Annotated in this window: 14 protein-coding genes; 7 read left to right on the top strand and 7 right to left on the bottom strand. The window is 61.3% G+C overall.

Going from position 1 to position 18,556, the window contains the following annotated elements:
* Window positions 1-112: 112 nt before the first annotated feature.
* The 3 genes from F7R90_RS08745 to F7R90_RS08735 all read left to right on the top strand — a co-directional run bounded on the left by F7R90_RS08745 (window position 113) and on the right by F7R90_RS08735 (window position 4,256).
* Window positions 113-2,083 (top strand): coiled-coil domain-containing protein, encoded by a 1,971-nt coding sequence (locus F7R90_RS08745; RefSeq protein WP_158056988.1) that lies wholly within the window; start codon window positions 113-115, stop codon window positions 2,081-2,083.
* A gap of 80 nt (window positions 2,084-2,163) precedes the next feature.
* Window positions 2,164-3,189 carry a sensor histidine kinase gene (locus F7R90_RS08740; protein WP_192498447.1) on the top strand — a complete coding sequence of 342 codons (1,026 nt, stop codon included), beginning with the start codon at window positions 2,164-2,166 and terminating at the stop codon, window positions 3,187-3,189.
* Between the two features lie 167 nt (window positions 3,190-3,356).
* Window positions 3,357-4,256, top strand: a complete 900-nt coding sequence (locus tag F7R90_RS08735; RefSeq protein ID WP_158056984.1) for a hypothetical protein — start codon at window positions 3,357-3,359, stop codon at window positions 4,254-4,256.
* A gap of 211 nt (window positions 4,257-4,467) precedes the next feature.
* Here F7R90_RS08735 and F7R90_RS08730 read toward each other — a convergent pair whose 3' ends face one another.
* The gene (locus F7R90_RS08730; protein ID WP_225741299.1) at window positions 4,468-6,108 is read right to left on the bottom strand and encodes a transposase; all 1,641 of its coding nucleotides are present in this window, start codon (window positions 6,106-6,108) and stop codon (window positions 4,468-4,470) included.
* 460 nt (window positions 6,109-6,568) lie between these two features.
* On the opposite strand from F7R90_RS08730, the gene F7R90_RS08725 reads away from it, so the two are divergent.
* The 3 genes from F7R90_RS08725 to F7R90_RS08715 all read left to right on the top strand — a co-directional run bounded on the left by F7R90_RS08725 (window position 6,569) and on the right by F7R90_RS08715 (window position 9,251).
* Entirely contained in the window at window positions 6,569-6,970 is a 402-nt protein-coding gene (locus F7R90_RS08725; protein ID WP_158056980.1) for a hypothetical protein, read from the top strand.
* A gap of 831 nt (window positions 6,971-7,801) precedes the next feature.
* Window positions 7,802-8,203 carry a DUF5805 domain-containing protein gene (locus F7R90_RS08720; RefSeq protein WP_158056978.1) on the top strand — a complete coding sequence of 134 codons (402 nt, stop codon included), beginning with the start codon at window positions 7,802-7,804 and terminating at the stop codon, window positions 8,201-8,203.
* Window positions 8,193-9,251, top strand: a complete 1,059-nt coding sequence (locus F7R90_RS08715) for a tyrosine-type recombinase/integrase (RefSeq protein ID WP_158056976.1) — start codon at window positions 8,193-8,195, stop codon at window positions 9,249-9,251. Before F7R90_RS08720 ends, F7R90_RS08715 begins: the two co-directional genes overlap by 11 nt.
* Before the next feature lie 273 nt (window positions 9,252-9,524).
* On the opposite strand, the gene F7R90_RS08710 is transcribed toward F7R90_RS08715, so the two are convergent.
* Window positions 9,525-9,806, bottom strand: a complete 282-nt coding sequence (locus tag F7R90_RS08710) for a hypothetical protein (RefSeq protein ID WP_158056974.1) — start codon at window positions 9,804-9,806, stop codon at window positions 9,525-9,527.
* Window positions 9,807-10,089: 283 nt separating this feature from the next.
* Here F7R90_RS08710 and F7R90_RS08705 point away from each other — a divergent pair, with 283 nt between their 5' ends.
* Window positions 10,090-10,779 (top strand): dolichyl-phosphate hexose transferase, encoded by a 690-nt coding sequence (locus F7R90_RS08705; RefSeq protein WP_225741316.1) that lies wholly within the window; start codon window positions 10,090-10,092, stop codon window positions 10,777-10,779.
* A gap of 433 nt (window positions 10,780-11,212) precedes the next feature.
* Here F7R90_RS08705 and F7R90_RS08700 read toward each other — a convergent pair whose 3' ends face one another.
* The 5 genes from F7R90_RS08700 to F7R90_RS08680 form a co-directional block, all read right to left on the bottom strand.
* Complete coding sequence (locus F7R90_RS08700; RefSeq protein WP_158056971.1) at window positions 11,213-13,330, bottom strand: ArnT family glycosyltransferase; 2,118 nt, start codon at window positions 13,328-13,330, stop codon at window positions 11,213-11,215.
* Window positions 13,331-14,476: an ABC transporter ATP-binding protein gene (locus F7R90_RS08695; protein WP_394352019.1), complete on the bottom strand. Its 1,146-nt coding sequence runs from the start codon at window positions 14,474-14,476 to the stop codon at window positions 13,331-13,333. It abuts the gene before it with no gap.
* 4 nt (window positions 14,477-14,480) lie between these two features.
* Complete coding sequence (locus F7R90_RS08690; RefSeq protein ID WP_158056967.1) at window positions 14,481-16,139, bottom strand: ABC transporter permease; 1,659 nt, start codon at window positions 16,137-16,139, stop codon at window positions 14,481-14,483.
* The gene (locus tag F7R90_RS08685; protein ID WP_158056965.1) at window positions 16,139-17,287 is read right to left on the bottom strand and encodes an extracellular solute-binding protein; all 1,149 of its coding nucleotides are present in this window, start codon (window positions 17,285-17,287) and stop codon (window positions 16,139-16,141) included. Before F7R90_RS08685 ends, F7R90_RS08690 begins: the two co-directional genes overlap by 1 nt.
* Window positions 17,288-17,372: 85 nt before the next feature.
* Window positions 17,373-18,536, bottom strand: coding sequence for an alpha-1 4-glucan-protein synthase (locus F7R90_RS08680; RefSeq protein ID WP_158056963.1), 1,164 nt, complete (start codon window positions 18,534-18,536; stop codon window positions 17,373-17,375).
* Between the last annotated feature and the right edge of the window lie 20 nt (window positions 18,537-18,556).

Genomic DNA, 18,556 nt, shown 5'->3' with positions numbered 1-18,556 from the left:
TGCCTACCCGATAACTATTCACACGCGGAATTTACGTCCACACTCGCATTTCACGTCAGTTCCTCGTCCTATCGGCGTGTGATTTATATGGAAGTTATGGGATGTGAATCGTATGAGTGACAATCTGACCGAAGTCGTGACCACAGAGGAGAGCGACGTGGTCGTAGAGAAGTCGTTCGAGGGTGAGGAGTTCGCCGTGCCAGCCATCAAATTCGTCGTCCGCTCGGAACGAGACGAGCAGACGAACTTCCGGCTCGTTGACAACATCCCCGAGTCGTTCCCGATGGACAACGTCGGGTTCCACCCCGACTACGAGAACGACAACTGGACCGCCTACAAGGACCACCGCGTACAGTTCGAGCGCACGCTCGAAGCCGGAGAAGAACTCGTCACTGTCTACGGCGTCCGTCTCACCGACGACGACGCGCCCGACGGCTTCCTCGGCTCGCCGACCATCGACGAGGTGTCGCCGGTCACGATGAACGCTGGAGAGTCGGAACCCGAACTGGACTCGGAAGCGAGCACGGAGTTCGACTCGGAATCGGACACGGGCGAACTCACCGGCCCGTCCGGCAACGAGGGCAAAACCATCACCGACATCGTCTCCGAAGAGGAGAGTCGGCGCGTCCGGGACGTAGTCACGGGTGAGCAGGGACTCGGCATCGACGACGAGGGCGACGACTCGGAGGACCCACTCGCTGAAGCGGACGACCCGTTGGCAGAAGCCGACGACGACCCGCTCGCAGAGGCAGAGGGAGATAACGACCCACTTGCAGAAACCGACGACCCACTCGCCGAGGCCGAAGCCGCCGACCCGCTGGCCGGCCCAGAAGAGGAAGGAGACCCGCTCGCAGAGGCCACCGAGGAGGAGACCGAAGAGGTGTCCGCAGACGACGACCTGCTCGGAGACGAAGACGAGAGCGCCGAAGAGCAGGAGAGCTTCCTCGCTCCCGAAGAGAGCGAAGAGGACGCAGACGAAGACAGCGCAGCCGCCGACGACGAACCGACGCTCGAATCCGACATCGACGCCGAGGCGGAGTCCGTCGAAGAGCCGGAAGTTTCCCCGCCGACGCCGGGCACCGTCGCGTCCACGCTCGCCGAGGAAATTCGCGCGGGCGAGGTTTCTGACGACGACCTCCAAGTTCTCCAGCGCGAGTTGGACATCGCAACCCCCGAGAGTACCAACGTTCGCATCCGCCACCTCCAGTCGCGCGTCGAGGACCTCTCGGCGTACACCGAAGCACTCGAAGAGTTCATCGACGAGAACGGCGTGGCGACGGAGATTCTGGACGACTTCGAGAGCGACGTCGCACAGGTCCGGGCCGACATCCAAGCCTTCGAAGACGAAGTGCAGGCAGTGCGCACCGAGACGGGCGAGACCGACGAGCGCGTGGACGACCTCCAAAGCGACCTCGCGGCCGTCGAGTCGGACGTAGACGCCCTCGAATCGGTTCGGGAGGACCTCGAACGACTCGAAGGCGAACTGGCCGACGTGGCTCCCGAAGAGGAACTCGACACGCTCGAATCGGACCTCGAAGCGGTCCAAGAGGACCTCGGCGGCGTCGAGAGCAGCGTGGACCGACTGGAGAGCGACCTGCGCGAAGCCGAATCCGAGTTGGACAGCGTCGAGACGCTCCGCGAAGAAGTCGGCGAACTCGGCGAGTTGCAGGAAGACGTTTCTGAACTCGAAAGCGAACTCGGGTCGGTCGGCGACCTTCGAGCGAGCATTGACTCGGTCCAGTCGGAACTCGACGAGATGGAGGACGTCGGCGAGAACGTCGAGAACGTTCGGACGCAGCTAAACGACCTAGAAGACCTCGTCGGTGCGAACACGACCGACGTGTCCGAAGTGCGCACCGAACTCGAAGCGGTCCGCGAAGAGTTGGAGAACGTCGAGGACGTGAGCGAGGACATCGAAGCGATTCACGACGAAGTCGCCTCGCTGTCCGACGACGTGGACGCCCTAGAGTCGAACCTCACAGCGCGGGTCGAAGACGTGGAAGCCGACATCAGCGACATCTACGACGAAATCGAGCGAATCCACGCGTGGCGCGACCAACTCAGCGACGTATTCGGTAACTGAAGGCTTCGAGACAGATGGCGCTAGGGTCCAACACAACCGGAGTCACACGCGAAGACGCACCCGCCCGCGGGTGGTCAGTCGTGACTCTCGGCGGGGGGCTACTGGTCGTCTCTGCGAGTTATCTGTTCGTCGGTGGCGACTTTTCGTGGACGGCCCTGGTCGGCGCGAGCATTCCCATCGGAATCTCACTGCTGGTCGTCGCACTCGGTCTCTGGCTCCGCACGACCGAACTCCCGAGCGCACTTCTCGACGTGGTCTTCCTCTGGAGTCTCGCGGGCGGTATCGTCATGGGACTGTTGACCGGCTGGGTCGCACTCTTGCAGTCCGTACAGGGCCAGTCGATGTTGCAGCCTGCGTCTATCGTGCTGACGAAAATCTCGGTCGGCGTTCTCGGTGGGGGCCTACTCGGCGTGTATCACAGCCACCTTCGATACCGAACGGAGCAGTTGGCCGAGCAACGGAATCGACTGGACGAGTTCGCAGGCATCGTCTCCCACGACCTTCGCAACCCGCTGAACGTCGCACAGGGTCATCTCAATCTCGCCCGCGAGACGGGCGACGACGACCACTTCGAAGCTATCGAGGGTGCCCACGACCGAATGGAGCGACTGGTCGAGGAAGTTCTGGCGCTCTCGCGCGGCGGCGACACCGTCGCGGACCGAGAGCCAGTCGATATCGGGCAGGTCGCCCGCGAAGCGTGGGGGACGGTCGAGACGGGTGCGATGGACCTGCGGGTCGAAACCGACCGAACCGTCGTCGCCGACGGGCGACGACTCCGCGCGCTGTTCGAGAACCTGTTCCGGAACTCAGTGGAACACGGCGCGACGAACGAAACTGTCGAAGACGGAGCGACGACCGCGCCGTCTGGCGGCGAAGTCGTCGTCACCGTGAGCGACAGCCGACTCGTCGTGGAGGACGACGGGCCGGGCATCCCGCCAGAAGAGCGCGAGATTATCTTCGAAGGCGGCTACTCGACCGAACCGGACGGCACTGGGTTCGGACTCTCTATCGTCCGGCGAATCGCGGTCGCACACGACTGGCGGATTTACGTGGACGAGAGCCAAGCGGGCGGTGCCCGCTTCGAGTTCGTCGGCTTCGACGAGTAACTTCTCGTACCGTTGTTCGATAGTAGCGTTTGCAAGTCTTCGCACGGCCCCGAGTAATCGGCGTCTCGCCTCCTGAGAGGACCGTTGGTAACTAACAGTGTGTAGAAACTTGCATACGCTGCTATGAAGCGCAACGCGTTTACTCCCGCCGTCCATGAGACCGAACAATGACAGAGACGATTCCGGTCGCAGTCCCGCGCAAGGGGCGGCCACTGGAGGCAGTCCTCCAGCGCGTCGCCGACGAGGGTGACGCCCAGCAGGTCGCCGACGAAATCATCTCGACGCTCCGTTACGAGAAGGCAGTGACGAAAGGCTCGCAGGTGGCCGAGCACGGCGCGTACGAACGCCTCGCGGACTACAGCACGCCGGAAGAGGAGACCAAGCCCGACTTCACGGTACTCTGTGACGACCGAGCGGGCAAACCGCGGCGTATCGTCTTCGACAGCGTCACGGTGCCTGTCGGCGACGTGAATCTTCGACTCGTCGGCCGTGAGGAACCGTTTCGTGCGCTCCGCAAGCACGAGTTCGCGCTCGGGTTCGACAGTGCGGACCTCGTTCTGGAAGAGGTCGTCGGACTCCGTCCGGACCCGCTGACGAGAATTGCCGACGTGAACGCCCGTATCGACCCCCACGACACGGACGTTCGAGTCGTCGCCGGGATGGGCGATACGGTGTACCACACGCTGATGGCGACACCCGAGTCGCTCCCGCAGGGCGAACAGCCGACGCGTGACTTTCTCGCTAACTACGAAGGCCCGCTCTGTATCTCGCCGCGCTACGAGCGACTCGTGGAGGCCGTCCTCGGCACGCGAAACACCGAATCGCTGGACTTCTCGTATCCCGTCGAGGACGAAGAAGAGGAGGCCGCTATCGCCGAGGACGGCGTCGGCGTCTACCTGACCGTGACCGGTTCGACCGCCCGAGAACACGGTCTGGTCGTCGGCGAGGAACTGTTCCCCAGCGAGACGGTGCTGATGGAGAACTACGAGGAATCGGGCGAGATAGCGGAGCACGCGAAGGAACTGTTCGCCACCGACGACTCCGAGACGGAAATCGCGATTCACTGACCGAGCGGTTCGATTCGGACCACCTGAGGTCGGCTAGGTGCCCAAATAATCGGTAGGATAGCCCTTTCTTCTGTACTCTGAGCCACCGTGGTAAATGGAGGTGTAACCGGATTCGGGTCGTCATCTCAAAGTCACCCAGAAATGAACCGAAATGAAAGGGCGTAAGACAGTGCCGCCGCTCACAAGCGGGCGGTCACGGAGCGACTCTTGGTTAGTCAGGCGGGTCGAGTCCGTAGTATTTCTTCGCCACTGTGAGGAACTGATTCGCGTCAACACGCGGTTTGTACGCACTATTCTCGCCTTCGAGTGCGAGCTTCACCAGTAAGTCAACCAACCGCCACACGTTGTACAGCACGCACGCGAACGCGAAGTTGAAGAACCGATAGTTGCGCTCCTTCGAGGTCGTCCGCACCATGAAGTGCTTGAGCTTCTTGAAACCGTTCTCGATACCCCAGCGATGCCGATAACGACGTACCATCCGCTCAACCATGTGGATGAACGCTTTCCCATCCATCCGCTGGCCGTCGGCGTCTTGTGCTGTCACATACGGGTGATTCGTCTCGAACACGACGATGCCGGGGCCTTCCCTCGCTTTGTCATCCTTGGTAGTCGCTAGGCGCTTGCGAGTTTCTTCGTCACGACGGATGTCCGCGAGGAGCCGAGCAAACGGGGATTCCGTGCCCTCATCCAAATCATCGTTCTCGAAACCCCACTCGTCAAGCATCTCCTGCCGCACATCTGAAACCTCCTCTCCCTCGGTCTCTGCTTCGCTCTCCTCCGAAACATCCTCGTCTGAGCCGGTTCGCTTTGGAAGGTAAATCTGCTTCCGAGAGGGCACTCCGTCTGGCGTGTCCTCCTCAGTGACGTGGAAGTATTCGTCGTTGCGGAGCATCCAGTCGATAGTGGCCGCCTCGTCACTCCCATTAAAGATGCGCGTCGGATTGAGGTAGTGGACGCCATGAGTCTCACAGGTGTCCTTGACGCCCGCGCTATCGAACTCCCTGTCCATCATTACGAGGTCGAGGTCGTCCACCATGTCTGTCGCGTGAGTCAGTAACTCGTCTACGATTTCGTCCTTTGACTGCCCTCTTACGCGAGGAATGGCGTCAAGGATGAGCGGGATGTCGAAGCCGACGAGTTTGATGACCGCCCACTGGTAGTACGGTTTCCCATCGGAATACCCGAGAATCTCATCCTCGTAGCCATCGAGGTCGCCCGTGAACTCGAATCCCTTGGTCACGTCGATGGCCGCCCAGAGCTTGCCGACCAGTTCGGAGTTGTGCCGGGCACGGGCGATGAGCATTCGGGTCGTATTCCGAAGCATCGAGCGGATTTCTTCGACGCTGAGCTTGCCTAGCTGGTAGCGGTGAGTTGAGCCGGTGGGCGTCTCATCATAGGTGCGAGACGTATCGTGTATAAACGAACGATGTCCACCACGGGCGTACATGTCCTCACGCATCCCCATGTACGTATGCTGTTCCCAGAAGGCATTCTCGTGTATCTGCCAATTCTGGCCGCGCTTGAGACTGAAGCAGTCGGTCACGAATGGTTTCGCCTGTCTCCAGACCTCCTCGGTCTTCTCTGCGATGAGGCGAATTTCTGACCGCTCGCTGGTCGCCTCTGTCTCTTCGGGCTGAAACACGGCATCGGGTGCTGGGATTCCGTTGTCACGGGCAAGTCCAAGGAGTTCCACCGCAACAGTCTTGCAGAAATCACGGTGGTCGTCGGTGAATTTCTTGTTCCACATCTCCCAGAGTCGAGACTGCCTCGGTGGGCGTGGACAAAGCGACCCACCGATAGGCCGTCCGTCTACGCCGATGTCACATTTGTAGAACCCGTAATCAAGCGCCATTCTTGGGTTCTCCTCGAAGTAGCGTTCGAGGTGTGTTTCCCCCCAATCCAACGCTAAACGGAGAATATGAGCGCGAAGCCACGCGAGGAGAGGTGTGTGGTTGTGATGCCACCGGGCACGTGTATCTGGGGGTGTACCATCGAAGTAGAGGTCTCCGATGAGGCCGTGAATACCCGGCCCATCGCTCGCTGTTCGCTTGTATTTGAGAGCGACGTGATAAGCAGGAGCGTCTTCACCGACGGTGAAGTAGGTACTCCACTGAATGTCGTAGGTTGGTTCAGAGTACTCTGTGGCAGACATCTACTAGCCAGTACGATAAACACAGTAAAAATACAACCCACCAGAGATGTGGCACGAAGCGGATTGCAACTATACTCAAATGACCCTTTGTTCTTACAGAAAGCCCTTGGGTAAGTACCGATATTTATTCTATATGAACCGACGCACGTTCCTCCAGTGCATGAGCGGAGGTCTCGTTACACTCTCTGGCTGTTCACAACTTGCATCTCTTACTCAGGAATGTGATGATATGCATAGTACAACTATCGATGTTAAAGAAGTCACACTTACAGATGAACAGTTATCTCACCTCTTCCCAATTCTGTTCAACGAAATCCCAGAGGAACAACAGGGGATTATTGAGTCAGCTAGCGAAGAGGGGCGGTACAAAGCCTGTCCACCAGAATCTGAGGGGTTAGACTCACTGATTGACCTCTCAGAAGAACGGATTAATCGACAGTGGGAAGAATACGGCGGCGAGCCGAAGGATAGACCGGACTATCTTCGGACAGCGTACCTCAAACGAGAGGGTTCGCTCTTTGCAATCGAAATAACTGTCGAAGATATGGTCATCTCAGGATAAACCGCAAAATCGGTTGTTCCGTATCGTGTTCATCGTAGACGCTTTTTGACGAATCCAAGCAATTATTCTCGACGTGCCTGACTTCAGGACCACAGTAGGATATAGCGGTATTGGATTTATATCTGGTCGCGCAGATTGCGTCTCCGCGTAGCGTTATCTAGTTCGTCGTCCGTGCTGTCTCAAAACGCGCTCAGCCGCCGCTCACCGGCTTTCGTGGCTGCGATGTGGAATGGCACGTCTGAACGAATAGCGTCTCGGAAACAGCGGCAGACCCCCAGCCAACGGATTCTGGTGGGTGCCTCTCGTACGACTCGTTCCGAGAACCGACTGCAATCGACATCGAGGAGAACCAGACGACCACGGTCGGCGACGAAAAGTCAAGAGAGAGCTACTACGTGACCCGAGTAAAATCCACACTATCCCTTCCCTCGATAAACTCCTGATGCGGCCAGACTGTGATGGGCCGAACCCTCCTTTACTCACGCCACGTTCGTGGCGAATCGAACCGGCGAATCACGCCTCCAAAAAGTATATGAAAATTGGTAGTTTGCGGGAGGGTAAGGGGTCACAGCAGACCCAAATCAGCTAGTTCCTCAGTAGAACGACGGCCCATTCTGAGCGAGAAACTCGACGCTCAGTTTGGTAATCTCTCTTCGTAGCACCGTCTCCAGCGTATCTCGAATCTTCCTAAGTAGCACTTTTAATCCGCCAATCTCTCTTAGTCGTACTATCTTTCCACGCTATTTCGGCACTACACGAGAAGATAAACTTACTTATCCAGTTCAGTGGGACAGGTTGATATACCGTCGGTGAGAGGGCACGAAACGAGCGATGAGCGAGGAGTTAGACACCGAACGGGCGGTCGTGAAGACGTTCGTGCCAACATATCAGAAAGAAGAGTGGAAGCGCCACGCCGACGAACTCGACATGTCCCAGAGCGAGTTCGTCAGAGCGATGGTACAGGCCGGGAGACGGGGGTTCGAGGTCGGCGAATCGGGGGATGTCGAGGAAGGTGGTTCTTCCACCTCGAACCCTGGGGGTGACGGCCTCGAAACACGGTTGCTCGCGCTCCTCGACTCGGGCGAGTATTTGTCGTGGGACCAACTAGTCGAAGAACTCGCTGGCGACTTCGAAGACAGGTTAGAAGAGACGCTCCAGCGACTCCAGAACGAGAACCGCGTCCAGTACAGCGGCCGGGGTGGCGGCTACACGGTGGTCGCCGATGGCGAGTAGTCGTCCGGCGGGCGACGTGGAGACGGACGACCCCGTGGGCTACTTCCTCGAAGACCTCCGGTTCCACGGGAAGAGCGAGCGCACCCGCGAGGCCTACGAGCGTGTCCTTCGTGAATTCGAGTCGTTCATCTCCGACCCCGAGCAGAATCCGGGCGGCGTCTCACTTTCTCCTGCGGAAGCCAGTCAGCGAGAGTGCATGGCGTGGGTTCACGGCCTCCGCGGCGACCTCGCGGAAAGTACCGTCGCCACGTACGCCTCCTACCTCCACCGGTTCTACGCCTACATGACCCAGGTCGGCGCGTTCGACTCGAATCCGATGGCACTGGTCGTCGAGGAGATGGCCGAAACCATCGACAAAGACCCGACGCGCCGAGAGTTGTCGATTCCGCAGATGCAGTCGTTCGTCGCGGGCATCTCCCATCCCTTAGAGCGGGCCGTCGTCGTCACACTCCTGAAGACCGGGATGCGTGTCGGCGAACTCTGTAATCTCGACCTGCGAGACCTGCGAATTTCGGGAGACGCCGCCGAGGAGTACGAGTTGGGAACGCGGGTGGCCCTCGACGGCCGCGGTGACTCGATATTCGTCGCCAGCGAAGTCGGTCGCGGCGAAGTCGTCAACGGCGAGGAGCGTTCGGCGGCGAACAAGCGCAAGCGCGACACCGTGGTGCCGGTAGACAAGGAGTTAGCCGCCGTCCTCACGCGGTGGCTAGCGGTTCGACCCGACGCGATTTCGCCTGCAGAGCCGTTGTTCGTCAGCACGAGCAGAGAGTGGGGCCACCGACTCACGCCCCAGATGGTGCGTAACGTCGTAGAGACCCACGCCCGCGAGGCCGGCTGGTACCGAACCGGCGGCGGTGCCGAAGAGAACGTGACACCACACTACTTCCGACACTTCTTCACGACGCATCTACGGGATAGGACCGGCGACAGAGGGATTGTGAAGTATCTCCGCGGTGACGTCGCCGAAGACATCATCGACACCTACACCCACAACTGGGGCGATAGGGTTCGAGAAGTCTACGAACAGCACATCTACGCGATGCCGTGAGCGGCACTTCCGACTATATAAGCTACATCGACGCTTCGATACCGTCCGACATCGCCCACGTAAATTGTATTTCGCTATATCCAAACTTACCGGTGGCGGGCGGGGAAATAGCGACGATTTCCATACTCGTCTGAGGGGTGAGCGGCGCTATTTTCGTCGTTCTCGGTGTACGAACCGGCGTACAGGTTCATCGATGCGTCTCTCCGTTCGAGGTGAGCGGTGAAGGTGACGGTCCAGAAGTTACTTGCTGGGAGCGACCCGAACGCCGTAGAGTCAGCGTCTGCTGGACGCGCGCTCGTAGAATTCGTACGTCGAGACCTCGTTTCGCGCGTCTATCCAGAGCGTCTCGCCTTCGATTCGAGACCCGCCTCCCTGCGGTCGGCGCAACTCGCCACTGCTCCGCTTCGAGATTCCTCCGGAATCTCGCCACGCTCCAGTTTCCGACAACACGAGTCGTTGGAGTGCCGGCGAGCGCCGCGTCGGTCGTACGGGTACGGTCAGTCCCGGTTGCAAGCGGGGAAACGTCGCTGGTCCGTCGGTTGCTCCTCCCGTCATGTGTACCTCTCCGGTCGGTGATAGCTTGGAGAGTCGTTTTACCCTCAGCCATCTGCGGAGTGAAAGTGAAACTGGAACGGAACGCGGATTCACTACGTGACACCGTCGAGAGACGCTCGTTTCTCGGTGTTCGAGGAGAGTGAAAGTAATCGCTCACGTCGTCGCCGAAACGAGCAACGAGCAGTCAATCGAATCACATTCTTTTTGGCGAACCTAAAAACACAAGTACAGTCCGTGACTACGAACGAGTGAGATGACGGACGGGGCCGACCGAAACGGGCGTATCGACGAGTACACCTTCGACGACGTGAGCGTCGTCATGGGGACGTACAACGAAGAAGCCGCGATAGCGACGGTGCTCGAAGACATCGAAGCTGTGACCGACGGCCGCGCCGAGGTGGTCTGCGTCGATGGCTCCTCCGACCGGACCCCCGAAATCGCCCGCGAACACGGTGCGCGAGTCGTTCGGCAAGAGCCACAGGGGTACGGCGTCGCCGTCAAGGAGGCAGTGCTGACGCCCGACCGGCCGGTCGTGGTGACGACCGACTGCGACGACACCTATCCGATGGAACAACTCCCCCAGTTCCTCGACGCCATCAACGCTGGCTACGACGTGGTCAGCGGCGACCGACTCTACTGGGGTGCCGAAGCCATGCCGGACATGAACCGCTGGGGGAATCGTGCGTTCGCCGCGCTGGCGAGTCTCCTGATGGGTCAACTCGTCCACGACACGACGACGGGTATGCGAGCGTATCGCCGCGACCTGCTCCACGACATCGAGTGGACCGAGAACACCGGACTCTCCGCCGAACTACTGATTCGGCCGCTGATGCGCGGCTACGACGTGCGCGAAGTTCCTATCGAGTACGACGAGCGCGCGGGCGAGACTAAGTTGGACCCGATCGCGGGCGGCGCGGCGATCGCGAAGTCCATCGTGAAGGTGTGTCTGGAAGAGCGACGGAGACCGGACTGACTATTGACTAGCGAGACCTCTCAATCCCACCAAACGCTCGGCTTTGCAAACGACATGGGTGGGACTACCGAAAGACTCGCTCCACTCGTCTTTCGACTTCCCCCTCGCTTCGTCTTCTCACGGGCTTCGCCCGTTCGAATGGTCTGCGGAGTTTCGCTCCGCACTACTCGCGGGAATGAAAGCGACCGCGAGCGTGCGGGGGCTTTCGGAAGTAGACGGGGACTGTTGTATCGGATTTCACGAATCGATGATGAGCGCAGAGAAGCTAGCTACTCCGGAAACCGAGGAGAAACCGCACAGCACCGCGAGAGCCACACAAAACTTCAAATACGAAGCAGAGACCAACTCGCCCCGACGTTGCAGGTCGCTCACGAGCGAGCGACCGCCAGTCAGCGTAGCCCGTAGAAAACAGGTATCACGGGCCGAGCCAAACTCACGACGCAGTCTCGTTCCGAACCGCACGGAGAATCGTCTCCATCCGAACGTCGTCCGGGACCGAACCCTTGACGTAGGCGGCTTCGCCGTTGCAGGTGACCGGGTCGAAGCAGACCTCGCGGTACGGTGAGAGCGCCGAAACAGTCCCGTTCGCGCGCCTGACCGGGAGTTCGAGCCGGTAGGTGAACCCGCCGCCAGTGGCGTCGCTGACGAACAGTTGGACGACCACTTCGTCTTCGCGGGCGACCGGCACCGTCGCGTTGCCGCCGACTGGCAAGACTGCCGACCCGGCGAGACGAGCGGTCCCGTTCTCGACGACGATGCGGGTCGAGAGGTTCGCTGGCGTGCCGTTTACTGCGTAGTAGGCGGTGCCCGATTCGGTGGAGACCCGTGCAGACACGCGGTCGGCGTGCGCTGGCACGCCAACCGTCGTCCGAAGCGCGAGCGCGTCGCCGCGGGCAACGTGAACGCGCTGGAGCGCAGGTTCGACCGGTTCGCCCGAGTACGGTGCCCACTGCCCTCGATAGACGTATCTATAGTAGGTACGGTTCGGGTACGCCTCGGCGACTGCGAGACTGTCGCCGCCGTCGTCCAGCGCGTACACCGTCTCGCCATCGAAGTCGGGACCGTTCCGGAGATGTTGGAACGGGTGATTGAGCCAATCGCCGTACGGCGTCGGGAGAAACACCACCGAATTCGAGAGGTCGCGCTGTTCGAACGGCTGGTAGGCCGCCTCGTACTCGTCGGTGATGGCGGCGTTCTCCTGCACCGTGGGTGCGAGGACTGCGCCGGTGGACGTCGCGAGCAAGAGAACGCCGAGGGAGGCGATTGCGAGGGTCGCGGTCCGGGGACGAATCGAGCGACGCGAAAGAGCAGTCGAGAGTCGGTCGGTCGTCGCGAGCGCGCCGTGGGCCGCGAACACCGCGGTCGGCACGAGCAGGTCGAAGTGGTAGTACGGTCCGAGCGTGTCTACGAGGCCGTCGTTCGGGTCCGCCAGACTCCCGAGGACGTTCAAGTTCCCCCAGAAGTAGACGTTGCCCGCGACGATAGAGAGGAACAGCCCTGCGAGGATGGCTCTCGCTTGCGTCTCGGTGAACTCGAAGTTCGAGGCGTCCACCAAGCCGCGCGGGATTCGAAGCGAACGCCACGCGCCCCGGAAATCGACCTCGCCAACCCACTCGCGCCGCAGGAACACACCGAGTCCGACCGCCGCGAGGAGCGTGCCGAGCGGACCACCGACCACCCACTCCGTAAAGAACAGCGAGACGACTTCGGCGTTCGCCCGGAGTGCGAGTTCCGGCGTGTAGTTCCGACTGTAGCCCAGAATCTCGCGGTGTCCGAAGCCGAGACCGTCTTGGGGTGCGAACGCCTCGTAGGGGAAGGTAAACGGCGACCCCGTCACGGCGGCGTTGTAGGCCAGTGCGGCGACGACGCCAAGGAGTCCGAACGCGGCCGTGACCGAGAGTCGGGTCAGTCGCTCGCGAGAGAACTCTCGCACCAACGAGTAGAGTGCGTGGGCGATGAACGGCGCGGCGAACAGCACTGCTGTGTAGGGCCGCGAGAAGAAGGCGACGCCGACGGCGATACCGGCGAGCGCCGCGTAGCGACGGCTCTGCGTCTTCGCCGCTCGAAGGTACGCGAACGCGAACAGCAGGTTCCAGAACGTCGTCGGCGCATACGGCAGGAACGCCGCGGAGTTGATCAAAAAGAGCGGCGAGGCGGCGAAGAGTACGGCCGCAACGATTCCGGTTCTGCGGTCGAACGCCTCTGTGACGACCGCAGACAGCAACGCCACGTTGCCTGCGGCGACGAGCGCGAGTGCGAGGCGAAATTCTCCCAATACCTTGCCCACCGCGAACATCGCCGCCGGGACGGGCGCGTACTTCGGATACAGTCGTGCGCCGTCACGCACGAAGAACCACGGGCGAAACGCCTCCGGCACAGGCGGCCAGACAGAGAGCTGACCCTCCAGTAGCATCGCGGCCTGCTGGAGATAGACGCCCTCGTCGTGGTTGGTCGTGTGGTACGGAAACAGTTCGAACGCGACGAGGAAGACAGTCACGCCTGCGAGTACGGAGAGCGCACCCGAAAAGAGGCGGAACCGACGGCGGTTCATTTACTCCGAGTTCGGGGGGTACCACGCCAGCGTGTGGTCGGCGACGAGGTCTACGCGGACTGGCTTGCCGATGCCCAGTTCTTTCACGTGGTTGTGTTGGCAGTGGACCACGTCGCCGTTGGTCAGTTCGACGCGGTAGACGAACGACGGGCCGGTGTACTGGCGGTGGATGATGTGGCCGTCCGCTTCGTGTTCGTCCACGACGGTCGCACGAAGGTCGTCCGGCCGAACGAGTACGTCGAGGTCGGTGCCCGCGTACTCCTCACTGAGACCGTTGAGTCGCTGGGGAGCGAACGTGTCGATTGGCGTCACCACGGTACCGTCCTCGTACCACGCCGAGAGGAAGCCCGCTTGGCCGAGGAAGGCGGCGACGAACCGCGATTCTGGGTGTTCGAACACCTCTTCGGGTTCGCCGACCTGTTCGACGTTGCCGTCGTTCATCACGGCCACGCGGTCGGAGATGGAGAGCGCTTCCTCTTGGTCGTGCGTGACCGAGACGGCGGTGACGCCTGCTTCTTTGAGAATCGCTCGGACCTCCTCGCGCATCTCGACGCGCAGGCGCACGTCGAGATTCGAGAACGGTTCGTCCAACAGGAGGATGTCCGGTTCCGGCGCGAGCGAGCGAGCGAGCGCGACCCGCTGTTGCTGACCGCCGGAGAGTTCCTCCGGTTTGGCTTCGCGGTGGGCCGAGAGGTTCACGAGGTCGAGCAGTTGAGTCACGCGCTCGTCTTTCTCCTCCTCACTGGCGTCTGTCAAGCCGAAGGCGATGTTCTCCGCGACGGTGAGATGCGGGAACAGCGCGAAGTCTTGGAAGACGAGTCCGACGTTGCGATCTTCCGGCTTCTCGAAAGTCGTCTCGTCTGCGACGGTCTCGTCGGCGAGACGAACTTCGCCGCCATCGGGTGATTCGAGTCCGGCCATCATTCGGAGCGTCGTCGTTTTCCCACAGCCAGACGGGCCGAGCAGCGTGAGTAGTTCGCCCTCCCGAACGGACAGCGAGAGCGAATCGACGGCCGTCTCGCGGCCGTACTCCTTGACGACGCCGTCCAGTTCCAACACTGGCTCGGAGTCCTCTAAGTTGCGTCGTCGTTGTCGCTGTTCGACCGCGCTACTCGCGTCGAGTCGTTCGTAGCCGTCGTTCGTCAGTTCCTTAGCCATCGTGTTCCTCCTGCGTTATCGACTCCATCTCGCCGCCGTCCTGTCTGAGCAGGACGAGCATCGAGAGCGCGGAGACGCCGACCAGCACCAGCGCGGGCACGGCCGCCTGTCCGTAGTAGCCCGCGTCCTGTACACGCCAGATGTACGTAACGAGGGTTTCAAAACCTGTCGGACGAAGCATGAGCGTCGCCGGAAGCTCTTTCATCGTCGTCAGGAAAACGAGCGCCCCGCCAGCGACGACTCCGGGCGCGATGAGCGGGAGCGTCACCTTCCGGAACGCAGCGCGGGGCGTCTTCCCGAGTGTCCGGGCGGCCTCGGTTAGCTTGGGGTCCACCTGCAACACTGACGACCGAATCGCGCCGACCGATTGGGGGAGAAAGCGAACCACGTAGGCGAACGTCAATAGTGGAATCGTCTGGGAGAGATTGAGTTCGAACCCAGCCAGTTCGGGCGTGTTCGCCGACGAGAAGTAGACCAGCGCGAGACCGAGGACGACACCCGGTGTCGCGTAGCCGACGTAACTCGCGCGCTCGAACAGCGCAGCGAGACGAGAGTCGTCGCGGCCCGAGAGGTACGCCACGGGAACCGCGGCGAGCGTGGCGGCCCCGGCAGCCAGTGCGGCGACGTAGATGGAGTTGAATCCGAAACTCCACGTGAATTCGAAGCCACCGCCAGCGTAGCCCGGCCCGGAGCGGGTGAGCCACATAAACAGGACACCGACGGGGACGACCAGACAGAGTACTGCGACGAGCGTGCAGAACAGGAGCGCGGGCCACTTCCAGACGCCGAGCGAGAAGCGAGCAGCGCCTCGGTGGCCCCGCGAAGCGTTCGCGTCGTCAGCCCCGACGCGCTTCTCCAGCGCGAGGATGACCGCGGCGAGTCCGAGCAGTTGCAGGGAGAGCACCGCCGCCAAGTTACGGTCCCACATGTTCTGGTAGATGATTCGCGTGAACACGTCGAAGTGCATGATGGACGGTGTCCCGAAGTCAGAGAGCGCGTACAGCGCGACGAGTAGACTTCCGGCGGCGATGCCCGGCGCGATTTGGGGCAGGGTCACCTTTCGGAACGCGGCCCAGCGGCCGTGGTTCAGCGTCCGGGCGGCCTCCATCAGCGACCCGTCGAACGAGAGGAGCGACGCTCTCGTCGTCAAGTAGACGTAAGGGTACGTAAACAGCGTGAGGACCAGCGTCGCGCCTTCGAAGCCGTAAATAGCCGGAATTTCGGTGACGCCGAGCGGCGCGAGTAGGTCCGTGAGGACCCCGCGCGGCCCGAACGCCGAGACGAACGCGAACGCGCCGATGTAACTGGGAACGACCAGCGGGAGTGCGGCGACGACGGTCCAGAATCGTCTGAACGGCAGGTCCGTCTGCACCGTGAGTACCGCAAGCGGGACGCCGATGAGGACCGACCCCGCGGTGACGCCAGCGACGAGGAGGATACTGTTGGTGACAACGTCGAACGTCGAGGGACTGGTGAATAAGTCGAGTGCCTGTCCGAAGCCGATTTCGAGCGACCGCAAGACGAGCCACGTCACGGGGAACGAGACTGCGGCGGCGACTGCTCCGGCGAGAAGTGTCAGGCCGACAGACGGCGAGTCGCCGTCGTCGGACACCTTCGCGGCGAGTCGCTGGAGACGGTCGCTCGTCGCCATCAGAGAACGCCCGCTTCCTTCATCAGCTTCAGCGTCGGTTCGAGGTTCGACAGCTTCGAGAGGTCAACTTTCGGCGGTGCGAGTTCGTCCACCGTCGGCAGGCCACCGACCGGTTTGACCTCCGGAATCATCGGGTAGGCGAAGGTCTTCGTGGCGAAGAACTCCTGTGCCTCCGCCGAGAGCAGGTGGGCAATGAAGTCGGCGGCGAGTTCTTTCTTCTCGGTGCCTTCGATGATTTCCGTGCCCGAGACGTTGACCAGCGCGCCCGCGTCGTTCTTGGTGAACGCGAGGTCGATTGGTGCGTCGGGACGCGAGGCTTGGACACGCAGTGCGTAGTAGTGGTTTGCGAACCCGGCCGCGATTTCGCCGTCGGCGACCGCGTTCGAGGTGATGAACTCGTCGGGGTACTTCGAGACGCCGTGGTTGACCATTCCCTTCAGCCACTGCTTGGTTTTCTGGGGACCGGCGTTGAGACGCATCGCCGTCACGAACGACTTGAACGCGCCGTAGGTCGGTGCCCAACCCATCGCGCCTTTCAGGGCAGGAGTTTGCGTGAACTGCTGGACCTTGTTGGGGATGTCCGACTCCGAAAGTTTGTTCGTGTTGTACGGAATCGAACGCGCTCGGCCAGCGATACCGACCCACTTCCCGTCGCTGTCGCGGAAGCCCTTGGGGACAGGTTTCTGGACGCGATTGGGGAGTTTCGTCGTCGCGTTCGCGTCGGCAACGATGCCGAGTGACGTGGAGTCGATGGACCAGAACACGTCGGCGCGACTCTGGCCGCCCTTCTTCGCCTCGACGATGGCGTTGGCGAGTTGCGTCGAGGAGTTCATCCGCGTCTTGGCGGTGAAGTTGGAGTACTTCTGTTCGAGGAGGTCGATGAGGTTCTCGTAGAGACCACCCTCGCCGCCACCGAGGTAGACGTTCAGGGTGCCGTCGAGGTCCGGCAGGTCGTCCATCGAGGTGCCGCCCGGTTGGGGCCGACTCTCGACTAGCGGCCCGGAACCGCGGAAGTCGCCCATCGAAACGGTCGTACCGCTCTCTTCACTGTTCGTAAACTGCGAAATACAACCGGAGAGTCCGGCCGTCGCCCCGACAGTACTCGTTGCGAGGAACCGACGGCGCGTCCACGTACGACGCTCGCTCATACGTTAAATTAGGTCGCCCTAAAACCCTTATACCTGCCGATTTTCGCGCTCCCTCAACAGCCATCAGCCACTGAACGTGTTGGTATCAGTCGTCTGCAGGGGCCGGCGTCGCTCGAAGCGCGCGGAGTTCGTCCAGCGCGTCGAGCCAGTCGAGCATGTACTCGCCGACGTAGTTGAAGAACTCGCCGTTGTTGTAGTCCTCGAACTCGCCCTCCGTGAGTTCGATCGCCATGGATTCGAAGACTGCTGCGTAGGTGTCACTGTCCTCCCCGACGCCGTCGATTACCTCCCACAGATGCTCGTTCAGTTCGAGACCCGGCACTTCGTTGTTCAGGTCGTCGAACGTCGAGCGCGGGGCCTTGTTGTGTTCACAGAGCGGGCCGCCGTTGTAGATGCGCTTGCCCAGCAGGTCGCAGGCGCGCTTGAGGAAGACGCCCGACCAGATGTCGTCGAATCGGCCCACGTCCCAGCGGTTGTCGTCCATCGGGAGTTGGTAGAACGCCGGGACGACTTCGCGGCGGAACGCGAGGTTCATCGAGCAGACGGTGAGGTAGTTGCCGCGCGCGGCGACGAAGTCCTCGCCGTAGTCGTCTTCTGTGGTTCTGGTCTGGGCCTGTCCTCGCAGGTCGCCGTCCATCAGGATTCTGACGGCGTCGAGGTCGGGGACGTTGGTCCAGAGGCCTTGGGAGGCGACGACTTCCGAAATTTCGGTAGTACCGGTTTCGACGGACTCGTCCATCGCGGAGTAGGGGTAGCCGCGGGGGTAGAGTCCGTGGTCGTCGTAGTTCTGGTAGAGGACGTTGACCCACTGCTCGTCGGAGGAGACTTCTGTTATCTCGCCCTCGAAGTCGAGGTTCGCCATGTGCTGGCCGAAGAAGTCCGCGTCGTCGTGGGGGAGCGTGTCGTCGTCGATGAAGAAGCCGTACTCGAAGTCGTTCGCCCAGAGGTAGAGCAGGCCGAAACTCGTCTCGGCGTGACTCGCCGCGGGAACGACGTGGCCGTACTCTTCGATGCCCTGTTCGGCGTACCACGCTTCGCGCCGACTCCCGTCGAAGACTTCACCGGAGACGCCCTCGTCGGCGAGCATCTCGCGCATCTCCTCGGTGTCACAGAAGTCTTCGGTGACCAGCAAGACGTGGAGTCGGTCCAAGTCGAAGCCGTGGTCGCGGGCGTTCTGGAAGTACGCTCGCATACACTCGTACTCTCGTATCGTCGGCACGACGACACAGATGTCCTCGCTCGCGCTCATTCGTTGCCACACTGTGGTTT

It is taken from the genome of Halorussus halophilus (assembly GCF_008831545.1).
Classification (GTDB): Archaea; Halobacteriota; Halobacteria; order Halobacteriales; family Haladaptataceae; genus Halorussus; species Halorussus halophilus.
This window is presented reverse-complemented; position numbering and strand designations above follow the sequence as displayed.

Coding starts and splice junctions, on each gene's coding strand:
- F7R90_RS08745 (WP_158056988.1), top strand. CDS start 113: ATGAGTGACAATCTGACCGAAGTCGTGACCACAGAGGAGAGCGACGTG.
- F7R90_RS08735 (WP_158056984.1), top strand. CDS start 3,357: ATGACAGAGACGATTCCGGTCGCAGTCCCGCGCAAGGGGCGGCCACTG.
- F7R90_RS08730 (WP_225741299.1), bottom strand. CDS start 6,108: ATGGCGCTTGATTACGGGTTCTACAAATGTGACATCGGCGTAGACGGA.
- F7R90_RS08725 (WP_158056980.1), top strand. CDS start 6,569: ATGAGCGGAGGTCTCGTTACACTCTCTGGCTGTTCACAACTTGCATCT.
- F7R90_RS08720 (WP_158056978.1), top strand. CDS start 7,802: ATGAGCGAGGAGTTAGACACCGAACGGGCGGTCGTGAAGACGTTCGTG.
- F7R90_RS08715 (WP_158056976.1), top strand. CDS start 8,193: ATGGCGAGTAGTCGTCCGGCGGGCGACGTGGAGACGGACGACCCCGTG.
- F7R90_RS08710 (WP_158056974.1), bottom strand. CDS start 9,806: ATGACGGGAGGAGCAACCGACGGACCAGCGACGTTTCCCCGCTTGCAA.
- F7R90_RS08700 (WP_158056971.1), bottom strand. CDS start 13,330: ATGAACCGCCGTCGGTTCCGCCTCTTTTCGGGTGCGCTCTCCGTACTC.
- F7R90_RS08690 (WP_158056967.1), bottom strand. CDS start 16,139: ATGGCGACGAGCGACCGTCTCCAGCGACTCGCCGCGAAGGTGTCCGAC.
- F7R90_RS08685 (WP_158056965.1), bottom strand. CDS start 17,287: ATGAGCGAGCGTCGTACGTGGACGCGCCGTCGGTTCCTCGCAACGAGT.
- F7R90_RS08680 (WP_158056963.1), bottom strand. CDS start 18,536: ATGAGCGCGAGCGAGGACATCTGTGTCGTCGTGCCGACGATACGAGAG.